This window comes from Collinsella ureilytica (genome assembly GCF_019795105.1).
In the GTDB taxonomy this organism is placed as follows: domain Bacteria; phylum Actinomycetota; class Coriobacteriia; order Coriobacteriales; family Coriobacteriaceae; genus Collinsella; species Collinsella ureilytica.
Map to the genome: position 1 here is coordinate 508,730 of NZ_JAIMFO010000004.1, position 20,304 is coordinate 529,033.

Sequence of the window (20,304 nt, forward strand, 5' to 3'; positions counted from 1 at the left end):
CGGGAGAGCAACTACATGACTACGATGCTGTCGAGGTCAAGATCTTCTTCTTCAGCCTCAGCATTTGCAGGAGCCTCTTCTTCAGTCACATGCGGATGGATTAAGGCATATACCACGCCTGTCACCAGAACGTTTGTAGCGATTGCAGCAAGTCCTGCCCACCAAAGACCACCCATCGTAGGAAGCATTAAGAAGCCGCCAAAAGGAACCGTTGCACCAGCACCCTGGGTAAAGGTCATCAAAACAGCTCCACCTGCAGCACCACCGCACATAGAAGCAATAATGCCCCGTGCCATATTGTTCATGATGATTGGGATAACACCTTCAACGATGTTCACTATACCCATAGGAACGGCTGACTCGAGATTTTCAATCTCTCCTTTCGTGAAGATATTCTTCTTGCACGCTTTGGCAACAAGGTAGGCAAATCCAAAACCAATAGGCACAGACGTATTTGCGAGCTGCAAGGCAGTCACCGGTCCGTTAATACCCTCTGCCTGCAGCGTTAAGGTAAATGCATAGACTGTTTTGTTAATCGGGCCACCAAAGTCAATAACCGACAAACCTCCAATAAGCGCACCAAATACGGTATTGGAAGCCCCACTCATGCTCGTCAGTACTCCGGTCAGCCAGTCGGTAAATGCAGAAACGGGAGCACCAATGACATACGCCATGATCAAGCCAGACGTCAAGCAGCCCACAAACGGCACGATCAGGGTCGGCATAAGACCTTTTGCCCACGTAGGCACCTTAATATAGCTCAGTGCTGCCAGTGTAATCCATCCCGCAAGATAGCCGCCAAGCATGCCGCCAATGAAGCCCGCGCTAATTGCCTGCGCCATCATGCCAGTTACAAAACCGGGCGCAATACCAGGTTTTCCGGCAATCGAAAATGCGATACCTGTTGCAATAATGGCAGGAAGCATACCTAAGCCCTTGGCACCAATGGTTGCCAAGCAATCCCAGAACGAGAACTCACCGATCGTAAGCGAATCCTGAGCACCGCCTCCCATCGACATGCCAATAGCGATCACAAAACCTGCTCCGCACACCACAGGGATCATGTAAGAAATGGCGGTCAGCAGATGACCTTTAATATTGAGACGCTTGAATAGATCTTTCATCGTCTTACCTTTCTCAATAAGCCAGCAGCTCCTAGCTTGATGTGAACCTACTTGCCTGCCAGCTCATGGAGCTTTGCGATCAACTTCTTAGGTGACTTGATTGCCATTTCAGTGGGAACCTTGACGGTCTTCTTTCCTTCGAAGCGCTCTTCTCCCGCTATCTTTACGTCTACTGCAAGAATGACAATGTCTGCCTGGGCAATATCTTCGGCAGAAAGCGCATTCTCAATTCCGATCGTGCCCTGTGTTTCCATCTTTATCGAATCCCCTGCAGCTACTGCCGCATCCACCAGGGCTTTTTGCGCCATATAGGTATGGGCGATTCCGACTGTGCACGCACTAACTCCAACGATGTTCATGACTGATCTCCTTTACATTTCAGCCTTTTCAGGCAGACTACAACGACTGCAAATAAGAAACGAGCGCTCCTGTGTTATCTAGGCGAACTAGAGCGCCACGCCTGTTTCATCCTCAAGCTGACGATGAAACTCTGAAATTGCCTCTGGAAGGGTTGGCTTTAAATCAAAAAGGCCTGAGTTGCCAACAACTAAAATGTCTGCACCAGCCTCATACAACGTCTTATACGTTGACATATTGACTTGTCCATCAATTTGAATCTTGAAGTTCAGCCCACGCTCCGCACGTACCGAACGCGCCTCGGCGATCTTGTCCAGCATGGCAGGAATAAAGGTCTGACCTGCAAAGCCCGTATCAACCGTCATGATCGTTAAGATATCGACTTGATCAAGATAAGCGGCGGTTGTAGCAAGCGGCGTGGCAGGACTTAAAACCACACCAAACTGATTGCCCTTCTCGCGCACACGTTTAATCAAGCGAAATGCATTGCGCTCAATCGTTTCAGCCTGAAACGATAGGCAATCTTGCTCACCGAGCTGAAACATCTCTGTGAACAGTGTCGGATTCTCAACCATCAGATGAACATCCATTGGAATCGAGCTGGCTTTCCGCAAAGAATTTGCAAAGGCCGGAGTAAGCGCCATATTGGGGCAGAAATGACTGTCCATGACATCGACGTGATATAGATCAAAGGCCTGATCCATAACAGGAAGTTCCTGGCTTACGCGAAGCACATCAATACACATGAGCGACGGGGCAATGAGTGGCTTGGTCACAATATCCTCCTAGAAATACGCACGTCTGTAGGCTTTTGATCCCTCAGGCGCGAGTTCGATGCGCACGTTCGATGAGCGCATTCACGATCAGTACGCTCACATGCAAGCAGAGTGAGAAATCCTTTACCCAATTCCTTGGTGTAGAGTAATCGTTTACTCAAACAGGGGTCAAGCAGAAAGGGAAAAATGACCGTTCACGGATAAATACCGACCGTTTACGGACTTTTATTCACGTGTTTTAGAACGATTTCCAGGCTTTGCACGTTGAATAATTGAGAATACGATTACTCATATACGGCATAGAGAGTCCCTAATGGGGTCTGCAGCGTCTACTCGCGCCGTGTGGTTTCGCGACGAACCAAGCCGACGGGAAGCGTGATGTGCGCCTCTTTGGGCTCAGCGCCCCGCACCATCTCAAGCATCAATAATGCGGCTCGTTCCCCTATTTTGTGTGAGTCTTGGTGCACTGTGGTCAGTGGCGGACGTGCAAATCGCGCTAAGGTGATGTCGTCGTAGCCAACAACTGCCACCTCGTCCGGCACCAACATATAGCGAGCGCTCAGCGTTTCTAACGCACCAACTGCAAGACGATCGGTCTCGCAAAAGAGTCCATCAAACTCCACACCGTTTGCAATGAGGCTTGAAACAATTTCTTTGCCAGCATCGATAGAGGACTTAACAGGCGAGATGATTCGATCTGGATCCAGCTCAAGGCCAAGTGAGCGCAAACCCGCAAGGAAGCCGTCTGTTCGCGCCTGTGTTACCGGCGACTCAGCACTTGCGGTAATCACCACAGGATTTCGGCTTCCGCTCTCCCAGAGCTCTTGTGCTGCCAGCATGCCTCCTCGGTGATTATCAGATGAAATGCATGCGACCTTTCCACCCACGCCGGTATCTACAAATCGATCAACGTAAATGGTTGGAACAACGCGCTTTAAGGCATCACGAACATCTTCACGGCTATTCGCGCTAATCACTCCCGCAACACTTAAGGCGGAAAGTTGGGCATGACAAGCGCGCTCCATCTCTACCGAGTTGTTCGTATTAAAAATTGTAATTGAATAGTCATTCTCAAAGAACACCTGCTGCATAGCAAGGATCATGCTTGAGAAGTATTCATTTGAGATATTTGGAACTACCACGCCAACAACATTACTGCGCTTCTTGCGCAAGCCCTTCGCAAGCGAATTGGGCTGGTAATTATACTTTTCTATTGCCTCTCGTACTCGCTTCTCGGTCTCTGGAGAAAAGCGGCCGTTTTGATTAATAACACGAGATACCGTTGCAACGGAGACGCCACACATCTCGGCGATATCCTTTGCCGTTACCTGACGATCATCCGCCACCTCTTGCCACCTGCCTCGTGTTCACGTGTGCACTCCTTACCTGGCAGCCCAGCTCACAGGTCGCTGGGCACCTTGGGCGCAATGAGATCTCATCCTTTACCTGCCTGACATCCTAGCATGTAGCGAGAAAGCAACACAGACGAGCTGGCACAGAAGTACGAATAGCCTCCTCTCCTGTGGCAGTGATCGCCGACAGAAAAGGAGGCTTTCAAACAAATGTCTAAGAGCGAGGATATGACGCTCAATCGATCAAACAACTGAATACATCACTGCCGATGTGCGAAAGGCTCAAACAACCTTCTCAACGTTTCGAGCAGACAAACCGCTCAACCCTTACGCACGCAACCCAGCGCCTGTAAGCGCCACCTCAGGCCAGTAGCCTATGCCAGCACTTCACGCACAGCCTTGATAACACCTTCGGCATTCAGGCCATACTTGTCTAGCAAATCAACAGCTGGGCCAGACTCGCCAAAGACATCATTCACGCCAAGCTTACGCACCGGAACGGGGCAGGTAGGTGCCAGAGCATCGAGCACGGCAGCACCCAAGCCGCCGATGACTGAATGCTCCTCGCAGGTCACCACATGGCCAGTCTTTGATGCGCTCTTGATTACTAGCTCATCATCAAAGGGCTTAATCGTATGGATGTTGATGACCTCAGCAGAAATGCCCTCACCAGCAAGCTGCTCTGCTGCCTCAAGAGCACGGCCAACCATCAAACCGCAGGCCACAATGGTCACGTCGGTACCCTCACGCATGACCATGCCACGACCTAACTCAAACGAATAGGTCTCAGGATCATTAATAACCGGTGTAGCCAAGCGACCAAAGCGCATGTATACCGGACCTTCCAGCTCATATGCTGCACGTACAACGGCACGCGCCTCAACATCATCTGCTGGAACAATGACCGTCATGCCAGGAATGGTACGCATGAGCGCAATATCCTCATTGCACTGATGCGTGGCACCATCTTCGCCTACAGAAATGCCTGCGTGCGTAGCACCAATTTTTACATTCAAGTGCGGGTAGCCAATGGAATTACGAACCTGCTCAAACGCACGCCCGGCAGCAAACATAGCAAAGGTGCTCGCAAAGGCCACATGCCCCGTTGTAGCAATACCTGCAGCCATAGACATGAGGTGACCCTCAGCAATGCCTACGTTGTAAAAACGATCCGGATAGGCGGCCTTAAACTTTCCGGTTTGCGTAGCGGCTGCCAGATCTGCATCTAACACAACAAAGTCATCGTGCTGAGCCCCAAGCTCCACCAAGGCTTCGCCGTAGCTTACGCGCGTAGCAATCTTTTGTACGTCGGCCATGATTACACCTCCTGGACGAGCTCGGCCATGGCCTGCTCGTACTGCTCGTCGTTCGGAGCCTTACCGTGCCAGCCAACCTGGTTTTCCATGAAAGAGACGCCCTTGCCCTTAACCGTATTTGCCACAATGCAGACCGGTGAGCCAGAAACCGTTCGCGCTTGAGCAAAGGCTGCACGAACTTGAGCCATATCGTTGCCGTCGGCAAGCTCAATAACGTGGAACTTAAAGGCGCGGAACTTATCTGCAATAGGCATGGCGGAATTTACTTCCTCAATCGTGCCATCAATCTGCAGACCATTGTGATCAACAATCACTACGAGGTTATCCAAGCCGTGATTACCGGCAAACATGGCCGCCTCCCACACCTGGCCTTCCTCAAGCTCACCGTCACCCAAAAGCGCATAGGTGCGATACGAATCTCCCCAATGCTTGGCAGCAAGTGCCATACCAACTGCAGCAGAAATGCCCTGACCAAGCGAGCCGGTAGACATATCTACGCCGGGAGTGTCATTCATATTCGGATGCCCCTGCAGGTGGCTGCCAATATGGCGCAAAGTAACGAGATCCTCTTTGGGGAAAAAGCCTCGATGTGCAAGCGTGGCATACAGCCCCGGTGCGCAGTGACCCTTAGAGAGCACAAAGCGATCACGCTCAGACATGCGGGGATTTTTGGGGTCGATATTCATCTCTTCAAAATAGAGATAGGTAAAGATCTCCGCTGCACCAAGCGATCCTCCGGGATGTCCCGACTTGGCCGCGTGCACACCCTCTAAGATGCCACGGCGAACTTCTCGCGCGATCTGCACCAACTCCTCGTCGTGCATGAACCCTCCTTCGCTCCATCAACAACAAAGAAGCGGGGACGGATATTCGCCCCCGCCGCTTCAAACATTCTAAGCGCCAGCAACTACCTTTGCCCAGTCTGCCTCAAAGGATGCAAGACCTTGATCGGTGAGTGGATGGCGTACGCACTTCTTAAGAGCTGCCATAGGAACGGTTGCAATATCTGCTCCCATAAGAGCTGCTTGTACCACGTGGTTTGGTGTACGTACAGAGGCGGTAATGATCTCTACCTCACCATCAACGTTTTTGCCTGACCAGTCATAGTTACCAATGCAGGCAATCACATCTCCTAACTGAGAGATGCCATCTTCTGCAATATCGTCAAAGCGTCCTACAAACGGAGAGATATAGCGAGCTCCTGCATTTGCTGCAAGCAGTGCTTGGGCGGCAGAAAAAACTAGAGTCATATTGACGCGAATGCCAGCATCGGCAAGAGCGCGACAAGCCGCAAGGCCAGCCTCACATACCGGAAGCTTTACCACGATATTGGGGGCAAGGGCAGCTAAGCGCTTTCCTTCCTCAATCATGCCTTCGGTATCGGTGGCTGTAGACTCAGCAGAGACTGGAAGGCCTTCGCAAAGCTTGGCGATCTTTAACATATGAGGCTCAAAGTCTTGAAGCTTGCCTCCGGTTTTTGCATACAGAGTTGGATTGGTAGTAACGCCTGCCAAACAACCCCAGCCCTTTGCCTCTGCAATCTCATCAAGATCAGCAGTGTCGATAAAGAATTTCATGTGCGCATCCCTTCGTATGCTCCAATACTTACTGCTCGAGTGCCTTTCTGATCCGCGACGTTACGCCCGTCAGATTGAGCCCAACGACGTACTGCTTGATCGGGCGCTTAATGTGCTCGATCACAAAGCGCTTACCGTCAATATCCTGGGCTGCGAGGTTTGCGTAGATCTTGGCGATCTCTGCTTTTACCTCAGGATCGTTAAAGGCATAGTGCCCCGAAATGTCCAGAATCTTGAGCGAAAGCTCCTTATCACTAAGAATATCATCAACGCGCAGCTTCACATCGTCGCCTGTCATCCACTTCCGCCAACGTTCGGTTTTAATGGCCTTAACGAGCAGTGTGTGATAAAGATTCGAAGGATCATCACAAAGTCCATTGTCGACCAAGATCTGCTCGGTCTCACAAAGCTTGAGGTAGGCGCGGGTCTCTTCGGTACCGTACTGAGGCGCAACATTCGAGGCAGTCACACGAGCCGGGAGATGCTCCAAAAGCGTTGCATCATCCAGATAATCGGCATTGTGCTCCTTGAGACCAACGCCGTAGCGCTTGGCCATATCAGCCAACTCACGAGCTGCCTTAAAGTCATAGTGGCCAACCTGCTCGGTCAAGCGCGTTAAGGTGCCGGTTTGGCCCACAATGAACGTAGGCATAGGACAGCCACGCGATTCAAGCTCTGGCTTGAGCTGAGCGATGAATTCCTCATACTTTTCGGTTGAGGTCAGGCCGCCATTGGTTTCTTCCGTACCCACCTCATAGGCAACCTCGGGCAGACCATGCTCGCGACGATACTGCTCAAGGTAGTCAATCAGATCGATGGTCCGGCGCAGCACCACATCTAAAGGAATAACCTTACCAATCTGGTAGGGATCCTTTGTAGGGTCAACCATGAGCAGGTCAAAGCCTGCCTCCATGTCCGCTACAAACGACTTACGAGCGAGCTCCATTGCTTCTTCCTCTGGAAGATGGGCATTGCGCTCCTCGTCACGCTGCCAAGGACCGCCGTGGTCGCGGCACAGATAATACGGCCCGATATACCCAACCTCGTCGGCAACCTTTTTAATATCAGCTGCGAAGCGGAACTGATCCCAACCATTCACATAGCCAGCACCCATTTCGTCCATATCGACTTGGTTTCGCGATGCAATAAACATCGGAGGAAAGTCTTCATCCTTTGCCAGCTCAAACACGGCCTGAATGAGGTTTGGACTCATAGGACCAATGCCCACCATCGTGGCGTGATCTCCCGTTTCCACCAACTTGAGCATTCCTTGTACGGCTTCGCGAATCGTAAGATCTGACATGCGTTACTCCTTTTTCTCGACATGACGTATGGAACCGCTCGCCTAAAGCAGGCGGATACCGTGCATGTACAACGACTTGCTTCATGCATAAGACGGGATCGGAGTTGCCCCCGATCCCTCATATTCAAAAATTACTTCTCGAGCTTTGGCTTCATAACAACCAAGAGAACCACACCAACGGCAACACCGATTGCCATATCAATGGTGAATAAGAGCGGGCTGCTCGTAGCAAGGACAACAATCATGCCGCCGTGCGGAACAAAGCATTCAACTCCTTGGAACGCTGCAAGCGCCGCGCCTACCGCAGAGCCGCTCATAATGGCAGGCAACGTGTGCTTCAGGTCCTTCACGGCAAAAGGAATTGCACCTTCAGTAATACCGATGAGACCCATAAAGATCGCCGTAATTCCCAGCTGGCGATCGGCCTCTTCATACTTACTCCGCGCAATAAGCGAAGCAATGCCGCATACCAACGGCGGTACAGCCACGGCAACACGGAATGCCCCATTTGGCATATAGATATGCTCCGCCATCAATACCATGGTGAAGGTTGAAGCGGTCTTATTGATGGGACCTCCCATATCTACCGCAGTCATGAGTCCAATGACCGCACCGAGCACGACTGCAGATCCGCCTTCTAAGCTCGAAAGTATCTGAGTCATCCAACCCATAAACAGGCTGATGGGATATGCCAGAACATAGATGTAGACCATGCCAAGCGCCAACGCAGAAAGCGTTGGCATAATGAGAACCGGCATGATGGTGCGAACGGTATTGCCTACCTTCCACGTCTTCATCCATTTGATGAAGTATCCTGCCGCAACACCTAAGAGCATGGCACCTAAGAAACCTGTAGAAACATTGGTCTCGTTAATCTCTACTGGGTTATTAGCGAGGTATCCCAGAACAAAACCGGGAGCAAGTGCTGGTTTGCCTCCAATGGAATAGGCAATATAGGCCGCCAGTACCGGAATCATCATATGAATGCCGGCCATACCAATGGCATTCAGATTCTTCATCACCGGATTGGTGATCTCCATGCCAGCGTCTCCCGCCTGGCCAGTAGCCAGGGAGAACGCGAGAAAGACACCACCAATAACAACCACAGGAATAAAGTAGGACACGCCCGTATTAAATGCTTTGACGAGATCCTTGCCGATATTTTTGAACATGGATCGCTCTCCTTTCGAGTCCTACAGAGCAATAAGCTCGTCAATAACCTCAACGGGATGACCAATGACATGAGCGGGATCGACCGTGAGCACCTTGCCTGCATCGGCCATCTCTTCAAATCGCTCCTCGCCCTCGATACCAATTGCAACTGCTAAAAGGACGAAATCGGCATCAGCGACGTCTTCGTCTTCAAGCTCATTCTCAATGCCCATGCCGCCTTGGGTTTCAACCTTGTATTCAAACCCGCGACGTGTGCACTCTTTCTCAATGGCCTCCTTAGCCATATAGGTGTGGGCAATTCCCACCGTGCATGCTGCTACTGCGACGATCTTCATACCGTTCCCCTCTCTTTGGGACATCTCGTCTCATCGCGGGGGCAGACCTCGGTAAGCTTTCTCACCCTCGCCCCACGCGCTCCGATGAGGCCATTATCTTGAGCAAAGCGTGCGAAAGGCCAGGCTGATTCGGTAAAAGGCCTGATAGATAGCTGAATTTAGGATTTTAGTTAATGCGTTAACTAATGAATCTACATGACAAAGAATTGCCGAGCGGAAAAGTCAAGATTTTTCTTTTATCTTTCTGCTAACGGCGGGAGGCATCGTTTCTTCATATCATCGCTCGCGCTGTATGGGCAAAGCATCTCACTCAAACTTCTGCCTCGGTGCTTCCAGCTTGGCGCAGTAGGCTCCCGATGTCCATAGAGGAAACGTCGGCAACGCCTTTGCTGTGCCTACCCTGGCACGCATCAGTCTCGCGATGCTCAAACAGCATACGTCAACCGTGCCTTCGCTCCGTCCAACTTGGTACGCATCGAGCCCGCGATGCTCAATACCCCCGAAAAGATCGCCAGTCTGCTACCCTATCGGCTGATACAGGAGGGGGCTATGGTGCAGAAAAAGGCAGAGGCCGCATCGAGGGTTACCATATCTGATGTTGCTCAGGCAGCAGGAGTTTCTACCGCATCTGTCTCCTATTTCTTAAATGGCCGCCTAGAAAAACTCGGGCAGAAAACTCAAGCACGCATTGAGCACGTCATTCGAGAAACGGGCTATATTCCAAGTGCGCAAGCACGCAGTCTTTCAGGAAAACAAACGCACGTCATTGCAATCATTATCAAAGACAATGCAAATGACTGGGCAGGGAAGTTTTTAGAGGGTGTTGAGCGCGTTGCCCTTGCCAATGGATACGCCACGATTGTTTGCGCGAGCAATTTCAACCCTGAGACTGAAATCATGTATGTGGAGAAGATGCTCTCCATGGGTGTTGATGGCTTTATTATCCAGCCCACGCAAAACTTTAAAGTGGTTACCGAGCGCATTGAAAAAACGGGAACACCTCTGGTCTGTTTTGACTTCGCTGCGTATGACCTGCAAGGAACGTGGATAAAAACGAATCTGTATGACGGGTTTTATCGAGCAACAACCGAGCTTATTGACGCGGGATACGAGGACTTTATCTGCGTTGCTGCCGATACAACGACGATCCGCTCGCGCATTGAGCGCTTCCAAGGCTTTGTCGATGCACTCTCGGCGCGCAGGCGCACATACAAAATGCTTTCTATAACGCATGACACACCTTCGGTGGCAAAACTCAGAGAATACTTTCAGTACAAGCTAAACCCCGCACGTCGCAGCCTCATTTTTGTTCAAAACCAATGGGCGCTTCCCCGTATCTATAAGGCGCTCAAGCCTATGGCGCACCTCATGCCAAAGCAAATTGGACTCATCGGGCTGAACTGCACCGAGTGGACTGATTTGGTTGATCCTCCCGTCAGCGTTATAGCTGAACCGGTAAATCTCGAAGGCGCTCAGGCATGTAAGATGCTGCTCAATATTCTCAAACAGCAGGGAGATGCCTCCGAGAAACACATTGATGAAAGCACTACCCCAGCCGAGAGCGACACAGCACATCGAAGCAGTACGCGGAGCAACGAGGCTCAAGGCGATGCCGGCAAACACGGCTCAGGCTCTCCTCACAGAAGCCCTGCGGAACGTAGCGAGATTCCCGGCACGCACCAACAAGCCCTCGATTGTGAAATTATTTGGCGAGGCTCAACCAGCGTAAAGATGTCCTGACGCGGCGTGGCACACACGAGACGCAGCCGCGCCAGCGTATAGGCGCTCCGTCTCTGCTTGGCGTGCATGAGACGTTGCCAAGCCAGCGTATATGCGTTCTGACACTGCTGGGAGTACGCGAAGCGCAGTCAAGCCAGCGAATAGGCACTCAGACGCAGCTCGGACATCTGCGGCACAGCGCTACCCGATATAGGGAACAACGACCGGCATCCCCTTGTGCTCAATAATGTCAGCGCAAATCCCATATACCTGCTCAATAGCTTCTGGAGTCATGGTCTCGACTCCCCCAAACGCGTAAACGCCTGAGTCTTTTAGGAATAAAAACTTATCGCAGTATCGAATTGCTAGGTTCAAGTCGTGAATGATAATGATCACACAGGTGTCATGCTCTTTGGCGATCCTTCGAACAAGATGGAGCACCTCATGCTGGTTGCATGGGTCAAGATTGCTGGTTGGCTCATCAAGCAGCAAGATCTTTGGCTCTTGCGCCAGAGCTCGTGCGAGCATAACTTTTTGCGTCTCTCCGCCAGACAACTCAGAAACATTGCGCAGTAAAAAGGAGCTCATGCCCATTTTCTCAATAACATCAATGGCGATCTCTTTATCTTGAGTAGTCGCATCCCAAGTAATATATGGTCTCCTGCCAAGCAAAACCGTGTCAAAAACGGTCATAGAACCCGAGGTTGCAGCTGTTTGGGGCACGTAGGCAATATGCTGAGCCATGGCTCGCTTCGACATATCGTAGAGATTCTGTCCATCCACCCGAACCATGCCCTCATCGGCAGGGTATATGCGGTCAATGCATTTCAGCAAGGTGCTTTTGCCCGCACCGTTATTGCCCAGAACCGCTACGCATTCGTTCTTGCGAACCGAAAAGCTGATCTCGTCCAAAATCCGTTGTGATTCTCGTCCATACGAGAAGCTGAGTGCATCTACTTCAAACATGTGACTTGAGTCCTCGAAGCAGCAGGAACAAAAACATTGGTGCCCCAAGAAACGATGTAATCGCTCCGATGGGCAAAATGACCGGCGCGATCACCAGTCTGCCAAAGGTATCGGCAAGAACCAGCAACAAAGAGCCTGCGATTGCCGAGGCGGGCAAGAGATACCGAAAGTCGCTCCCTACAAATCGGCGCATAATATGAGGAGCAATTAAGCCCACAAAGCTAATAATGCCCACGAAGGAAACGGCAACAGCTGCAGAAAGCGAACAGATGGCAAGGCTTGTGAGCATCACTGCCCAAGAATTTACGCCAAGGCTTTTTGCTGTATCAACCCCACCTTCCATGGCATTGTAGTTCCAGCGATTAGCCAGGTAGTAAATGAGCGCTACCGCAAGCACAACTACCAGAATGCCTATTTCTATCCAGCCTGCAGATCCAAGATTGCCAAATGTCCAAAAAACAATGGAGCTGATCTTGGTTTCGTCTGCAAAGTACTGCAGCAAGGTAAGCCCTCCTCCAAACAGAGAGCTCAGTGCCACGCCCGCCAACACCAGACCTGTCGGGCCAAGATCTTTTCTGAACTGCGACAACACAATAATGACTGCAGTTGAGAGGGAGCCAAAGATGAAAGCACAGGTTGTAACGATATACGGATTATTAATCGATATGGCTGTGGCAGCAGAGTCAGAATTGACCATGCCTCCCCCAAATACCACCAATCCCACTGCCGCTCCAAAGGCAGCGCCCTGCGATACCCCGAGCGTTGATGCAGAGGCAAGCGGATTTTGAAGCACACACTGCATGACCGAGCCTGAAGCTGCAAGTATTGCGCCTATTAGTATTGCAGCCAGCACGCGTGGCAACCTGATATTCAGCACTGCCGTCTGATAGATGGGGTTGCCACTACCAAGAAATGCTTGCACAACTTCTGGGATGGGAATATTCAAGGAGCCAGCGCTCACTGCCACCAGAGCCACCACAATGGTAGCTCCGGCGGCAAGTATCAACGCCAAGCGTTTGCGCTGAATGAAGCGGTTATATTCGCTCAAATACTCAGAGCGCTGATCAGACTTTACGGTCACTACAGCTCAACCTTGCCATAGCCATAACCTGCTTCTTTGAGCTTAGAGAGATAATCTGGATCCCCTAGGAAGAATTCAAATATCTCACTCGCCTTCTTTTTGACATCAACGTCTCTAAACTGCTCAGGATAGATAATGGATCCTACGTAATAGCTGTTCGCAATAGAAATTTCGACATTGGAGAAATACGACGTTGAGTTGGGATACTGATAGATTTCCCCGGAATTATATGCACTGAGCTTGGTATAGAAATCCGGATTCTCAGCTAGATCTTTTCGTACAAGCTTAAGGTTGCCCGCATCTAAGAAAAGAATATCGGGATCCCATCCAAGAATCTGCTCTTTGTCAACAATAGTTGCAATTGCAGAACCTGAGACCTTCAGGCCGTCTGCCACGCTCTTAGCATGAATAGCGGTAAACACCGGGTAATCAATGTACACACCATCTATACCATGCGGCCCTTTAAACGTTGCCGCTGCTCCCAGAACCGAAGGCTTCTCAGCATCAGGAACGTTCGATGTACGCTTATTGAGGTCAGCAAGACTCTCACTGATATACGTAATAACTTCTTCTGCTCGATCCTTCACATCACAGACCTCGCCAATCAGACGAAATGCCTGTTCATAGTCCTTCTGATAGAGCGTGCCTTGAGGAACGGCAACGGTAGGGATGCCGGTTTTGCTCTGAATCTCATCTGCCAGCTCGGCAGTATAGGTGCACAAGATTACATCAGGCTGAACGCTCATAATCTGCTCAGGATAGTAATCAGTCGCACCAGCAGCATCGGTACCCACAATGGTAAGATCTGCCCAAAGATCCTTTGTTGCATAGGCATACGCAGTCAGCGGGGTGATATTTTCCCGCTGTAAACCACCTATGCCAACGGCCTTCTTTGCAAGCCCAAGATACACGATCATCCGGGGCGTATTGCCAAGTGGCACGATTTTCTCCACACGAGCAGGCAGTTCAACTTCACGCCCAGCCGCGTCGGTAATAACTCGTGTGCTCGTCTGCTCATGACCACCTGATCCGGATCCTGGATGCTCTTGCTTATTTGGCATACATCCAGGCAAGGCAACGAGTGCAACAAGTAGCGCTAATCCCACAACAAGTATTCGTTTGAGCAGTTGTACGTTTGTCTTCATCTTACGTTTCACAGCAGATTGCCCCCTACCCCTCACTCGGCACAAACCCATGCATCTATTCCGCCTAAGAGCTATCACTACCAGCCGCGACTATAGTCCTTGAAGCAATCAAGGCAGACTTTTTTACCATCTTGTATGCGTATTTTTTGCTCCATAGCGGTCTCACCGCAGAGCTCGCAAACCACGTTATGAAAGATACGAGCCCGTTCAGGAACACCATAGTGCGGCGTTTCGACGATAAAAACTTCGTCGACAGGATCCTCCAGGATCTGCTTGGTCTTCGCTTCACGATCTTCGTCGTTGTTCAAGGGTTTCAGCAGCACCCTCACTGCTTTCTCGGTATCTCGATCGAAAAACGAAAAGGCCATCTTGCCGGTTGGGCGGAAAATGAGATTACCTTTTCCGATCGTGCAGCCCGTCATGACCTGAACAGCATCAACCCCGCATGCATCATTTTCTGTTATGCATACAATCATCTCGTCGCTTTTTGGGGATAGCTTCCTACCAAAGAACTCTTCGGCAATCTCTGCCGCACGGTAGCCGATCGCCAAGCCAGGACACTCGTGTCCGTGAAAGGTAACGCATGCTTCCCACTTCTCTTGATTCATCGTGTCTCCTTACTCGCTATCGCTTGCTAGTATTATTTTTTAGCATACCGTAGCACCATTATACGAATGATTAGTTGAGCACCCTATTTCTTTCGGCGAATGGTTAAAATCACTATTCCTCTATATTTTTTTGAAATATAACTTCACCATTATCATATTTTTTTAGTATCGCTTCGTTATTTTTAGAGCCTATTGAAACGCAATGCTTCAAGGGTTAGAAATCAACCCATGCATACATATCGGAATCTTCGTGAGCATCCTGTATATGAGGCGAGCGGGCGTTTGTATATACAAATCATGTCGAAATAAATGCTCTCAGAGCAGCTGATACCTGCTCAATTGAGCTATTCTAACGGTGCGCACGTTTACTCTGTATGCGCTTCTCTTTCACCGGTTATGAAAGGCGGCTCGAACACATGCTAAGCGATTTGATTGATGAGCGTCTGGTTCTGCTTAATGCTGAGGCATCAAACTGGGAAGATGCCGTTCGCGTTTCAATGCGCCCCATGGTCGATGCAAACAAGATAACTGAAGGCTATATCGATGCTGTCATCTCCGGCATCCATGAGCTCGGTCCGTATATCGTCATCACTGAACATGTTGCCTTTCCCCATGCCCGCCCTGAGTGTGGAGCTCTGCAAACGGCCGTTGGCATGGTGACCCTCAAGGAGCCGGTCGAGTTCGGTAGTGAAATAAACGATCCCGTGAAATTCCTCTTCCCCCTTGCCGCCACCGATAGTAATAGCCATATCGATGCCTTACGCTCCTTGGTTCAGCTCTTAAATGATGAGGACTTCTTTACCCAGCTTGAGCAGGCTCAAACTCCCCAAGAGGTCATAGCTCTGGTAAAGGCTAAAGAAGCAGCCATGGAGTAGCTCTCGTAAGAACCCCTGCGACGGGATTACGCGAGATTCGTTGGTGAACGAGAAACGGCAATGTTCTTGAGTAGGCCTCGTGTGTAGTGTCTGCCAGCAAAACGCCCACAGGATTAATCCTGCGGGCGTTTTTATCAGGTCGGGCAATCTACCACCTCAGCCTACGGCGCAACTCAATCCTTCTGCGCTACCAGAGGCAAGCTACTCCGAACACCTTAACCTTCTACGATTGCAACCCCTGAGCTCGTGCCAATGCGCGTAGCTCCAGCCTCAATCATGGCTTTGGCCTCAGCAGCGGTATGTATACCGCCAGAGGCTTTTACTTGGCAGCGACCTGCAACAGATTGAGCCATGAGTGCTACCGTTTCAACGGTTGCTCCACCCGAAGAAAAGCCAGTGCTCGTTTTCACAAACGAAGCGCCAGCATCCACTGCCAGCTTGCCCGCGATCCGTATCTCTTCGTCGCTCAACAGGCAGGTCTCTAAAATGACCTTTACGCAGCGCCCCTGAGCTGCTTCAACGACTGCTGCGATATCATCTCGAACCGCATCATAATCACCCGAGCGCAACCACCCAATATTGATGACCATATCAAGCTCATCGGCACCATCTTGTACGGCATAGGTAGCTTCAGCCGCCTTTGCATGCGTTGAAGCCGCACCTAAGGGAAACCCAATAACGGTGCACGTGCGAACATCGGTGGCAACGAGGCGCTCACTCACCTCAGAAACCCAGCATGAGTTCACGCATACCGAGGCAAAGCCATGGGTAATTGCCTCGGTACACAGCTGAACAATTTGGTCACGCGTTGCCTCTGGTTTTAACAGGGTGTGATCAATAACTGAAGCAATGCTCATGCAAGCGCCTCCTTTACAGTCCTTACAACGTCGGTTGCCGTAAGCCCATACGCAGCCTGCAGCCAATCGGGATTACCTACCTGGCCAAAGCGCTCGTGCACGCCCATACGAACCAAACGAGCTGGCAGAGCATGCTCAGCCATCACGGCAGCAACAGCTTCTCCCATACCACCAATCACGCCATGGTTTTCAAAGGTCACCACCAGGCGCTTGTTCTCGGCATGCTCAAGAATCGCCGCCTCATCCAAGGGCTTAATGCAAAACATATCAAGCACGGTGCAGCCAATTCCGGCAGCACTGAGCTCCTCTGCTGCATCGAGCGCATCGCTCACGAGCTGACCTTCGGCCACAAGCAACACGTCATCTCCTGTGCGCAAGCAATTTGCTCGACCAAGCTCAAAGGTTGAGCCTTGCTCATACAGATTACGTACCGCCTTACGATTTGCTCGGATATAGCTTATGCCATCGCGCTGAGCCACCGCTGAAACCAACCAGCGCAGCTGCACCTCATCTGCCGGATCACATACCAAAGCGCCCGGGATTGAGCGCATGAGCGCCATATCTTCCCAGGTTGTATGGGTGCCGCCATTGGTGCCTACACAAAAGCCCGGGTCAGACCCATAGATTGTGAGCGTATTTTTTGCGTACGCACCTGAGAGGAATATCTGATCAAAGCACCGACGCGTGGCAAACGGCCCAAAGGTATGCAAAAAGGGATGAAAGCCCTCGGATGAAAGACCTGCAGCAACCCCCACCATGTTTGCTTCCGAAATGCCACATTGAATCAACTTGCCAGGATGGGTTTTTGCCAGGCGCGTAAATCGGCTCGCATCTCCCAAGTCGGCTTCAAGTGCCAGCACGCGATCATCAGCATCCATCAAAGAGCCAATTGACTCAACCATCACGTCGCGAAGCTCAGCGCCTTTTTGTGTGCGATTCATGACGCATGTAAACATAGGCACTCACTCCCCTGCAAGCTGCGCTTCAAACGCAGCAATTGCCTCATCTGCCGCCACACGACAGGCTGGATCAGAAAACTTGACGGAATGATTGCCCGGATAGGTCTCAAAAAATGGAATACCAGCACCCTTAATGGTGTCCATAATCACGCAGACCGCTGAGTCTTTGACCGCTGAAGCAGCTTCCAAGGCCTGATCAAGGGCTTCAATGTCATGGCCGTTCACACTCAGCGTCTTAAAGCCAAATGCCCGCATCTTTTCCTCAAGATCAAAGGGATTCATGACCTCGGTGCAGGCTCCATCAAGCTGGCGCTTATTCCAGTCGATGATCACGATGCAATTATTGAGGCGATAGTGAGCAAGATACTGGAACGCCTCCCAGCACTGGCCCTCATTGAGCTCGCCATCGCCCACAATGAGATACACCTTTGCGTCGTTCTTTTTTAGCTTGAGTGCCGTTGCAATTCCTGCAGCAACAGATGTGCCCTGGCCGAGCGATCCGGTGGTCATATCAACACCAGGCGTCTTGGTACGGTCTGGATGTGATGGAAGGTTCGTGCCACCTTCATTGAGCGTCAAGAGCACCTCTTTATCAAAAAAGCCACGCTCGGCCAAGGCGGCATACCAAGCAGGACCGGCGTGACCCTTGGATAAGACGACGCGATCCCGCCCTTCCCAGCTTGGGTTTTCTGGATCATAGGCAAGGCGCTTTCCATATAAGACGCTCATCAGATCAGCAATGGACATCGAGCCACCGAGATGACCCGACCCAACACGCTCGAGCATAACCAGCACATCACGACGGATCGCGGTAGCAAGCTTTTTTAGCTGTAAAAGCTCATTGGGCTCCATCCGCTCTCCTCTCTCAAATCGAACGGGCGGATAACCGTCCGCTCATCTTTTGCCTATCACATGAGGCGAGACGCCCAGAACGAGGCGAGACGCCCGGATCATTACCCGATCTTTTCGCGAAGCTTCTCTTCAAGCTCGCCCTTATCAACAATATTATTCAGAACAACTACCTGCTCAGCAGGTACGCCCTTAATAAAATCGGCCAAGTCGCGACCAACAACAAAGAGGTCTGCAGCACCGGGCTTTACGTCCGATACCGTGGTGTGCTCAACCTGCACACCTTCAACCCCCATCTTCTTCAAAACATCTTGAATATTGATCTCAACCATGAGGCTCGATCCCAAACCGGAGCCACAGGCGCACATAATCTTTTTGATATCCATTGGTGAATCCTTTCGCAGCGGGGCGGGGATCTGTACTCCCCGCCCAATGACACAGAGCTCAAATGCGTACTACGTTGGGTTTTACACCCCAGGCCTTTCGGCACCCAACGCAGAACTCAGGCTACTACTCAGCCTTAGTGCGCTTCGGAGCAACAAAGTTATACACGATAGGAATGAAGAAGCAGACAACGCAGATTGCCAACAGCGGCATACCCGGCATGGTTTGTGCCAGATTGCCAAACAAGATTCCGATCCAGGAGAAGTCTGCATCTGAAAATGTTGCAGACGTAAAGCCCAGAGCGGTAAAGACCGGCATGCAGATGGCCGGAAGAATGGTGATGAGCAAGCCATGAATGGCAGAACCGGCAATGCAACCCTTAACGCCGCCCTCAGCGTTTCCAAATACACCAGCGGTAGCTCCGCAGAAGAAGTGAGGAACAACGCCCGGAAGAATCAGGGCAACAGGGGTGAGGTTGGAGTCAATTGCCGAGAGGATGAAGAGGCCAGCAATGCCTGCAACAAATGAGGTCAAAAAGCCAATGATCACTGCGTTTGGCGCATACGAGTAAGCAACCGGGCAGTCAATAGCAGGAACCGCACCAGGAACCAGGCGCTCTGCGATGCCCTTGAAGGCAGGTACGATCTCGCCCACGATCAAGCGAACGCCTGAAAGCACGATATACACGCCGCCAGCAAAAGACATGCCTGCAGTCAGTGCCCAAACGATCCAGTTGGTTGTGGTCTCGGTATCAACATTGAGGAGAACATTCAGGTGCTGGAACTGGGAAGGGTCAGCCTCAAGAATGCCGCGCCCAACAGCCACACCAGTCACAATCACAAACAGAACCATCATCGTGATGGAGATAGAAACGGTGGTATCGCGCAGGAAGATCAGGCGCTTAGGGAAGTTAATATCCTCGGTTGAGCGAGAGCCCTTGAACAGCTTGCCGACAACTCCAGCAAGTGCGTATCCAATACCGCCAAAGTGACCAAGAGCCACACCATCGGTACCGGTTACCTTACGAAATGTTGGCTGGCAGTATGCCGGAGAGATCACCATGATCAGAGCAAGCACGCAGGCACCAGCAATGTAGAGCGACCAACCGGTAAGCCCGCCAATTGAAAGCACAACGGCGATCATGCACGCCATGTACAGCGTGTGGTGACCCGTCAAGAAGATATAGTGCATACGCGAAAAACGAGCGAGCACGATATTGAGAATCATACCGATGCACATAATGAGGGCAGAGGCCTGACCAAAATCGGTCAGCGCCATTGAGACAACTGCCTCATTATTTGGAACTACACCTTGCATATTGAAGGCATAGTTGAAAATCTCGCCAAACGCCAAAAGCGAGCCTGACTGCAAAAAGCCAGCGCCTGCGGTGAGCACCAAGAAACCAACAATCGTTTTGATGGTTCCCATGACGATCTCCTCAATTGGTTTGCGCTGCAGCGCAAGACCCAAGAGGGCGAGGAGACCGACCAGTATTGCCGGTGTTGACAAGATGTTGACAATGAAGTCGAGCACTGCCATGTCATACCT

Annotated in this window: 21 protein-coding genes; 2 read left to right on the forward strand and 19 right to left on the reverse strand. The window is 51.1% G+C overall.

Annotated features, from left to right (window positions below; all coding sequences use genetic code 11):
• Nucleotides 1-11 precede the first annotated feature (11 nt).
• The 10 genes from K6V98_RS02225 to K6V98_RS02270 form a co-directional block, all read right to left on the reverse strand.
• On the reverse strand, nt 12-1,124 hold the full coding sequence (locus tag K6V98_RS02225; protein ID WP_222198919.1) for a PTS fructose transporter subunit IIC: 1,113 nt from the start codon (nt 1,122-1,124) through the stop codon (nt 12-14).
• A 47-nt stretch (nt 1,125-1,171) separates the two neighbouring features.
• Complete coding sequence (locus tag K6V98_RS02230) at nt 1,172-1,483, reverse strand: PTS fructose transporter subunit IIB (protein ID WP_222198920.1); 312 nt, start codon at nt 1,481-1,483, stop codon at nt 1,172-1,174.
• Between the two features lie 87 nt (nt 1,484-1,570).
• Nucleotides 1,571-2,257, reverse strand: a complete 687-nt coding sequence (locus K6V98_RS02235) for a ribulose-phosphate 3-epimerase (RefSeq protein WP_222198921.1) — start codon at nt 2,255-2,257, stop codon at nt 1,571-1,573.
• Nucleotides 2,258-2,586: 329 nt separating this feature from the next.
• Nucleotides 2,587-3,603, reverse strand: coding sequence for a LacI family DNA-binding transcriptional regulator (locus tag K6V98_RS02240; RefSeq protein ID WP_222198922.1), 1,017 nt, complete (start codon nt 3,601-3,603; stop codon nt 2,587-2,589).
• A gap of 380 nt (nt 3,604-3,983) precedes the next feature.
• Nucleotides 3,984-4,925, reverse strand: a complete 942-nt coding sequence (locus K6V98_RS02245; RefSeq protein ID WP_222198923.1) for a transketolase family protein — start codon at nt 4,923-4,925, stop codon at nt 3,984-3,986.
• 2 nt (nt 4,926-4,927) lie between these two features.
• A complete protein-coding gene (locus tag K6V98_RS02250) occupies nt 4,928-5,749 on the reverse strand; it encodes a transketolase (protein WP_222198924.1) in 822 nt (273 codons plus the stop codon).
• A gap of 69 nt (nt 5,750-5,818) precedes the next feature.
• Nucleotides 5,819-6,502, reverse strand: coding sequence for a transaldolase family protein (locus K6V98_RS02255; protein WP_222198918.1), 684 nt, complete (start codon nt 6,500-6,502; stop codon nt 5,819-5,821).
• A 28-nt stretch (nt 6,503-6,530) separates the two neighbouring features.
• On the reverse strand, nt 6,531-7,805 hold the full coding sequence (locus tag K6V98_RS02260) for a class II D-tagatose-bisphosphate aldolase non-catalytic subunit (protein WP_222198925.1): 1,275 nt from the start codon (nt 7,803-7,805) through the stop codon (nt 6,531-6,533).
• 131 nt (nt 7,806-7,936) lie between these two features.
• Nucleotides 7,937-8,977 (reverse strand): PTS fructose transporter subunit IIC, encoded by a 1,041-nt coding sequence (locus K6V98_RS02265; RefSeq protein WP_222198926.1) that lies wholly within the window; start codon nt 8,975-8,977, stop codon nt 7,937-7,939.
• Between the two features lie 21 nt (nt 8,978-8,998).
• Entirely contained in the window at nt 8,999-9,313 is a 315-nt protein-coding gene (locus K6V98_RS02270; protein WP_222198927.1) for a PTS fructose transporter subunit IIB, read from the reverse strand.
• A gap of 549 nt (nt 9,314-9,862) precedes the next feature.
• Between K6V98_RS02270 and K6V98_RS02275 the strand changes: the two genes are divergently transcribed.
• A complete protein-coding gene (locus tag K6V98_RS02275; protein ID WP_222198928.1) occupies nt 9,863-11,053 on the forward strand; it encodes a LacI family DNA-binding transcriptional regulator in 1,191 nt (396 codons plus the stop codon).
• 180 nt (nt 11,054-11,233) lie between these two features.
• Here K6V98_RS02275 and K6V98_RS02280 read toward each other — a convergent pair whose 3' ends face one another.
• The 4 genes from K6V98_RS02280 to K6V98_RS02295 all read right to left on the reverse strand — a co-directional run bounded on the left by K6V98_RS02280 (nt 11,234) and on the right by K6V98_RS02295 (nt 14,832).
• Complete coding sequence (locus K6V98_RS02280) at nt 11,234-11,998, reverse strand: ABC transporter ATP-binding protein (RefSeq protein WP_222198929.1); 765 nt, start codon at nt 11,996-11,998, stop codon at nt 11,234-11,236.
• Complete coding sequence (locus K6V98_RS02285) at nt 11,991-13,079, reverse strand: FecCD family ABC transporter permease (RefSeq protein WP_222198930.1); 1,089 nt, start codon at nt 13,077-13,079, stop codon at nt 11,991-11,993. Before K6V98_RS02285 ends, K6V98_RS02280 begins: the two co-directional genes overlap by 8 nt.
• Entirely contained in the window at nt 13,079-14,236 is a 1,158-nt protein-coding gene (locus K6V98_RS02290) for an ABC transporter substrate-binding protein (RefSeq protein WP_222198931.1), read from the reverse strand. Before K6V98_RS02290 ends, K6V98_RS02285 begins: the two co-directional genes overlap by 1 nt.
• A gap of 65 nt (nt 14,237-14,301) precedes the next feature.
• Nucleotides 14,302-14,832, reverse strand: a complete 531-nt coding sequence (locus tag K6V98_RS02295; protein ID WP_222198932.1) for an FmdE family protein — start codon at nt 14,830-14,832, stop codon at nt 14,302-14,304.
• A gap of 416 nt (nt 14,833-15,248) precedes the next feature.
• On the opposite strand from K6V98_RS02295, the gene K6V98_RS02300 reads away from it, so the two are divergent.
• Entirely contained in the window at nt 15,249-15,707 is a 459-nt protein-coding gene (locus K6V98_RS02300; RefSeq protein WP_222198933.1) for a PTS sugar transporter subunit IIA, read from the forward strand.
• Nucleotides 15,708-15,922: 215 nt separating this feature from the next.
• Here K6V98_RS02300 and deoC read toward each other — a convergent pair whose 3' ends face one another.
• The 5 genes from deoC to ulaA all read right to left on the reverse strand — a co-directional run bounded on the left by deoC (nt 15,923) and on the right by ulaA (nt 20,295).
• On the reverse strand, nt 15,923-16,564 hold the full coding sequence (gene deoC / locus K6V98_RS02305) for a deoxyribose-phosphate aldolase (protein ID WP_222198934.1): 642 nt from the start codon (nt 16,562-16,564) through the stop codon (nt 15,923-15,925).
• Nucleotides 16,561-17,520: a transketolase family protein gene (locus tag K6V98_RS02310; RefSeq protein WP_222198935.1), complete on the reverse strand. Its 960-nt coding sequence runs from the start codon at nt 17,518-17,520 to the stop codon at nt 16,561-16,563. Before K6V98_RS02310 ends, deoC begins: the two co-directional genes overlap by 4 nt.
• 6 nt (nt 17,521-17,526) lie before the next feature.
• Complete coding sequence (locus tag K6V98_RS02315; RefSeq protein ID WP_222198936.1) at nt 17,527-18,375, reverse strand: transketolase; 849 nt, start codon at nt 18,373-18,375, stop codon at nt 17,527-17,529.
• Nucleotides 18,376-18,476: 101 nt separating this feature from the next.
• A complete protein-coding gene (locus tag K6V98_RS02320; protein ID WP_306792668.1) occupies nt 18,477-18,758 on the reverse strand; it encodes a PTS sugar transporter subunit IIB in 282 nt (93 codons plus the stop codon).
• A gap of 124 nt (nt 18,759-18,882) precedes the next feature.
• Nucleotides 18,883-20,295, reverse strand: a complete 1,413-nt coding sequence (ulaA, locus tag K6V98_RS02325; RefSeq protein WP_222198937.1) for a PTS ascorbate transporter subunit IIC — start codon at nt 20,293-20,295, stop codon at nt 18,883-18,885.
• Nucleotides 20,296-20,304: the final 9 nt, after the last annotated feature.

Bases quoted from the DNA above. Each gene is read 5' to 3' on its own strand.
- deoC (WP_222198934.1), bottom strand. From the start codon at position 16,564: ATGAGCATTGCTTCAGTTATTGATCACACCCTGTTAAAACCAGAGGCA.
- K6V98_RS02275 (WP_222198928.1), top strand. From the start codon at position 9,863: ATGGTGCAGAAAAAGGCAGAGGCCGCATCGAGGGTTACCATATCTGAT.
- K6V98_RS02260 (WP_222198925.1), bottom strand. From the start codon at position 7,805: ATGTCAGATCTTACGATTCGCGAAGCCGTACAAGGAATGCTCAAGTTG.
- K6V98_RS02295 (WP_222198932.1), bottom strand. From the start codon at position 14,832: ATGAATCAAGAGAAGTGGGAAGCATGCGTTACCTTTCACGGACACGAG.
- ulaA (WP_222198937.1), bottom strand. From the start codon at position 20,295: ATGGCAGTGCTCGACTTCATTGTCAACATCTTGTCAACACCGGCAATA.
- K6V98_RS02225 (WP_222198919.1), bottom strand. From the start codon at position 1,124: ATGAAAGATCTATTCAAGCGTCTCAATATTAAAGGTCATCTGCTGACC.
- K6V98_RS02320 (WP_306792668.1), bottom strand. From the start codon at position 18,758: ATGGATATCAAAAAGATTATGTGCGCCTGTGGCTCCGGTTTGGGATCG.
- K6V98_RS02315 (WP_222198936.1), bottom strand. From the start codon at position 18,375: ATGGAGCCCAATGAGCTTTTACAGCTAAAAAAGCTTGCTACCGCGATC.
- K6V98_RS02265 (WP_222198926.1), bottom strand. From the start codon at position 8,977: ATGTTCAAAAATATCGGCAAGGATCTCGTCAAAGCATTTAATACGGGC.
- K6V98_RS02270 (WP_222198927.1), bottom strand. From the start codon at position 9,313: ATGAAGATCGTCGCAGTAGCAGCATGCACGGTGGGAATTGCCCACACC.
- K6V98_RS02300 (WP_222198933.1), top strand. From the start codon at position 15,249: ATGCTAAGCGATTTGATTGATGAGCGTCTGGTTCTGCTTAATGCTGAG.
- K6V98_RS02310 (WP_222198935.1), bottom strand. From the start codon at position 17,520: ATGTTTACATGCGTCATGAATCGCACACAAAAAGGCGCTGAGCTTCGC.
- K6V98_RS02230 (WP_222198920.1), bottom strand. From the start codon at position 1,483: ATGAACATCGTTGGAGTTAGTGCGTGCACAGTCGGAATCGCCCATACC.
- K6V98_RS02245 (WP_222198923.1), bottom strand. From the start codon at position 4,925: ATGGCCGACGTACAAAAGATTGCTACGCGCGTAAGCTACGGCGAAGCC.
- K6V98_RS02250 (WP_222198924.1), bottom strand. From the start codon at position 5,749: ATGCACGACGAGGAGTTGGTGCAGATCGCGCGAGAAGTTCGCCGTGGC.
- K6V98_RS02255 (WP_222198918.1), bottom strand. From the start codon at position 6,502: ATGAAATTCTTTATCGACACTGCTGATCTTGATGAGATTGCAGAGGCA.
- K6V98_RS02280 (WP_222198929.1), bottom strand. From the start codon at position 11,998: ATGTTTGAAGTAGATGCACTCAGCTTCTCGTATGGACGAGAATCACAA.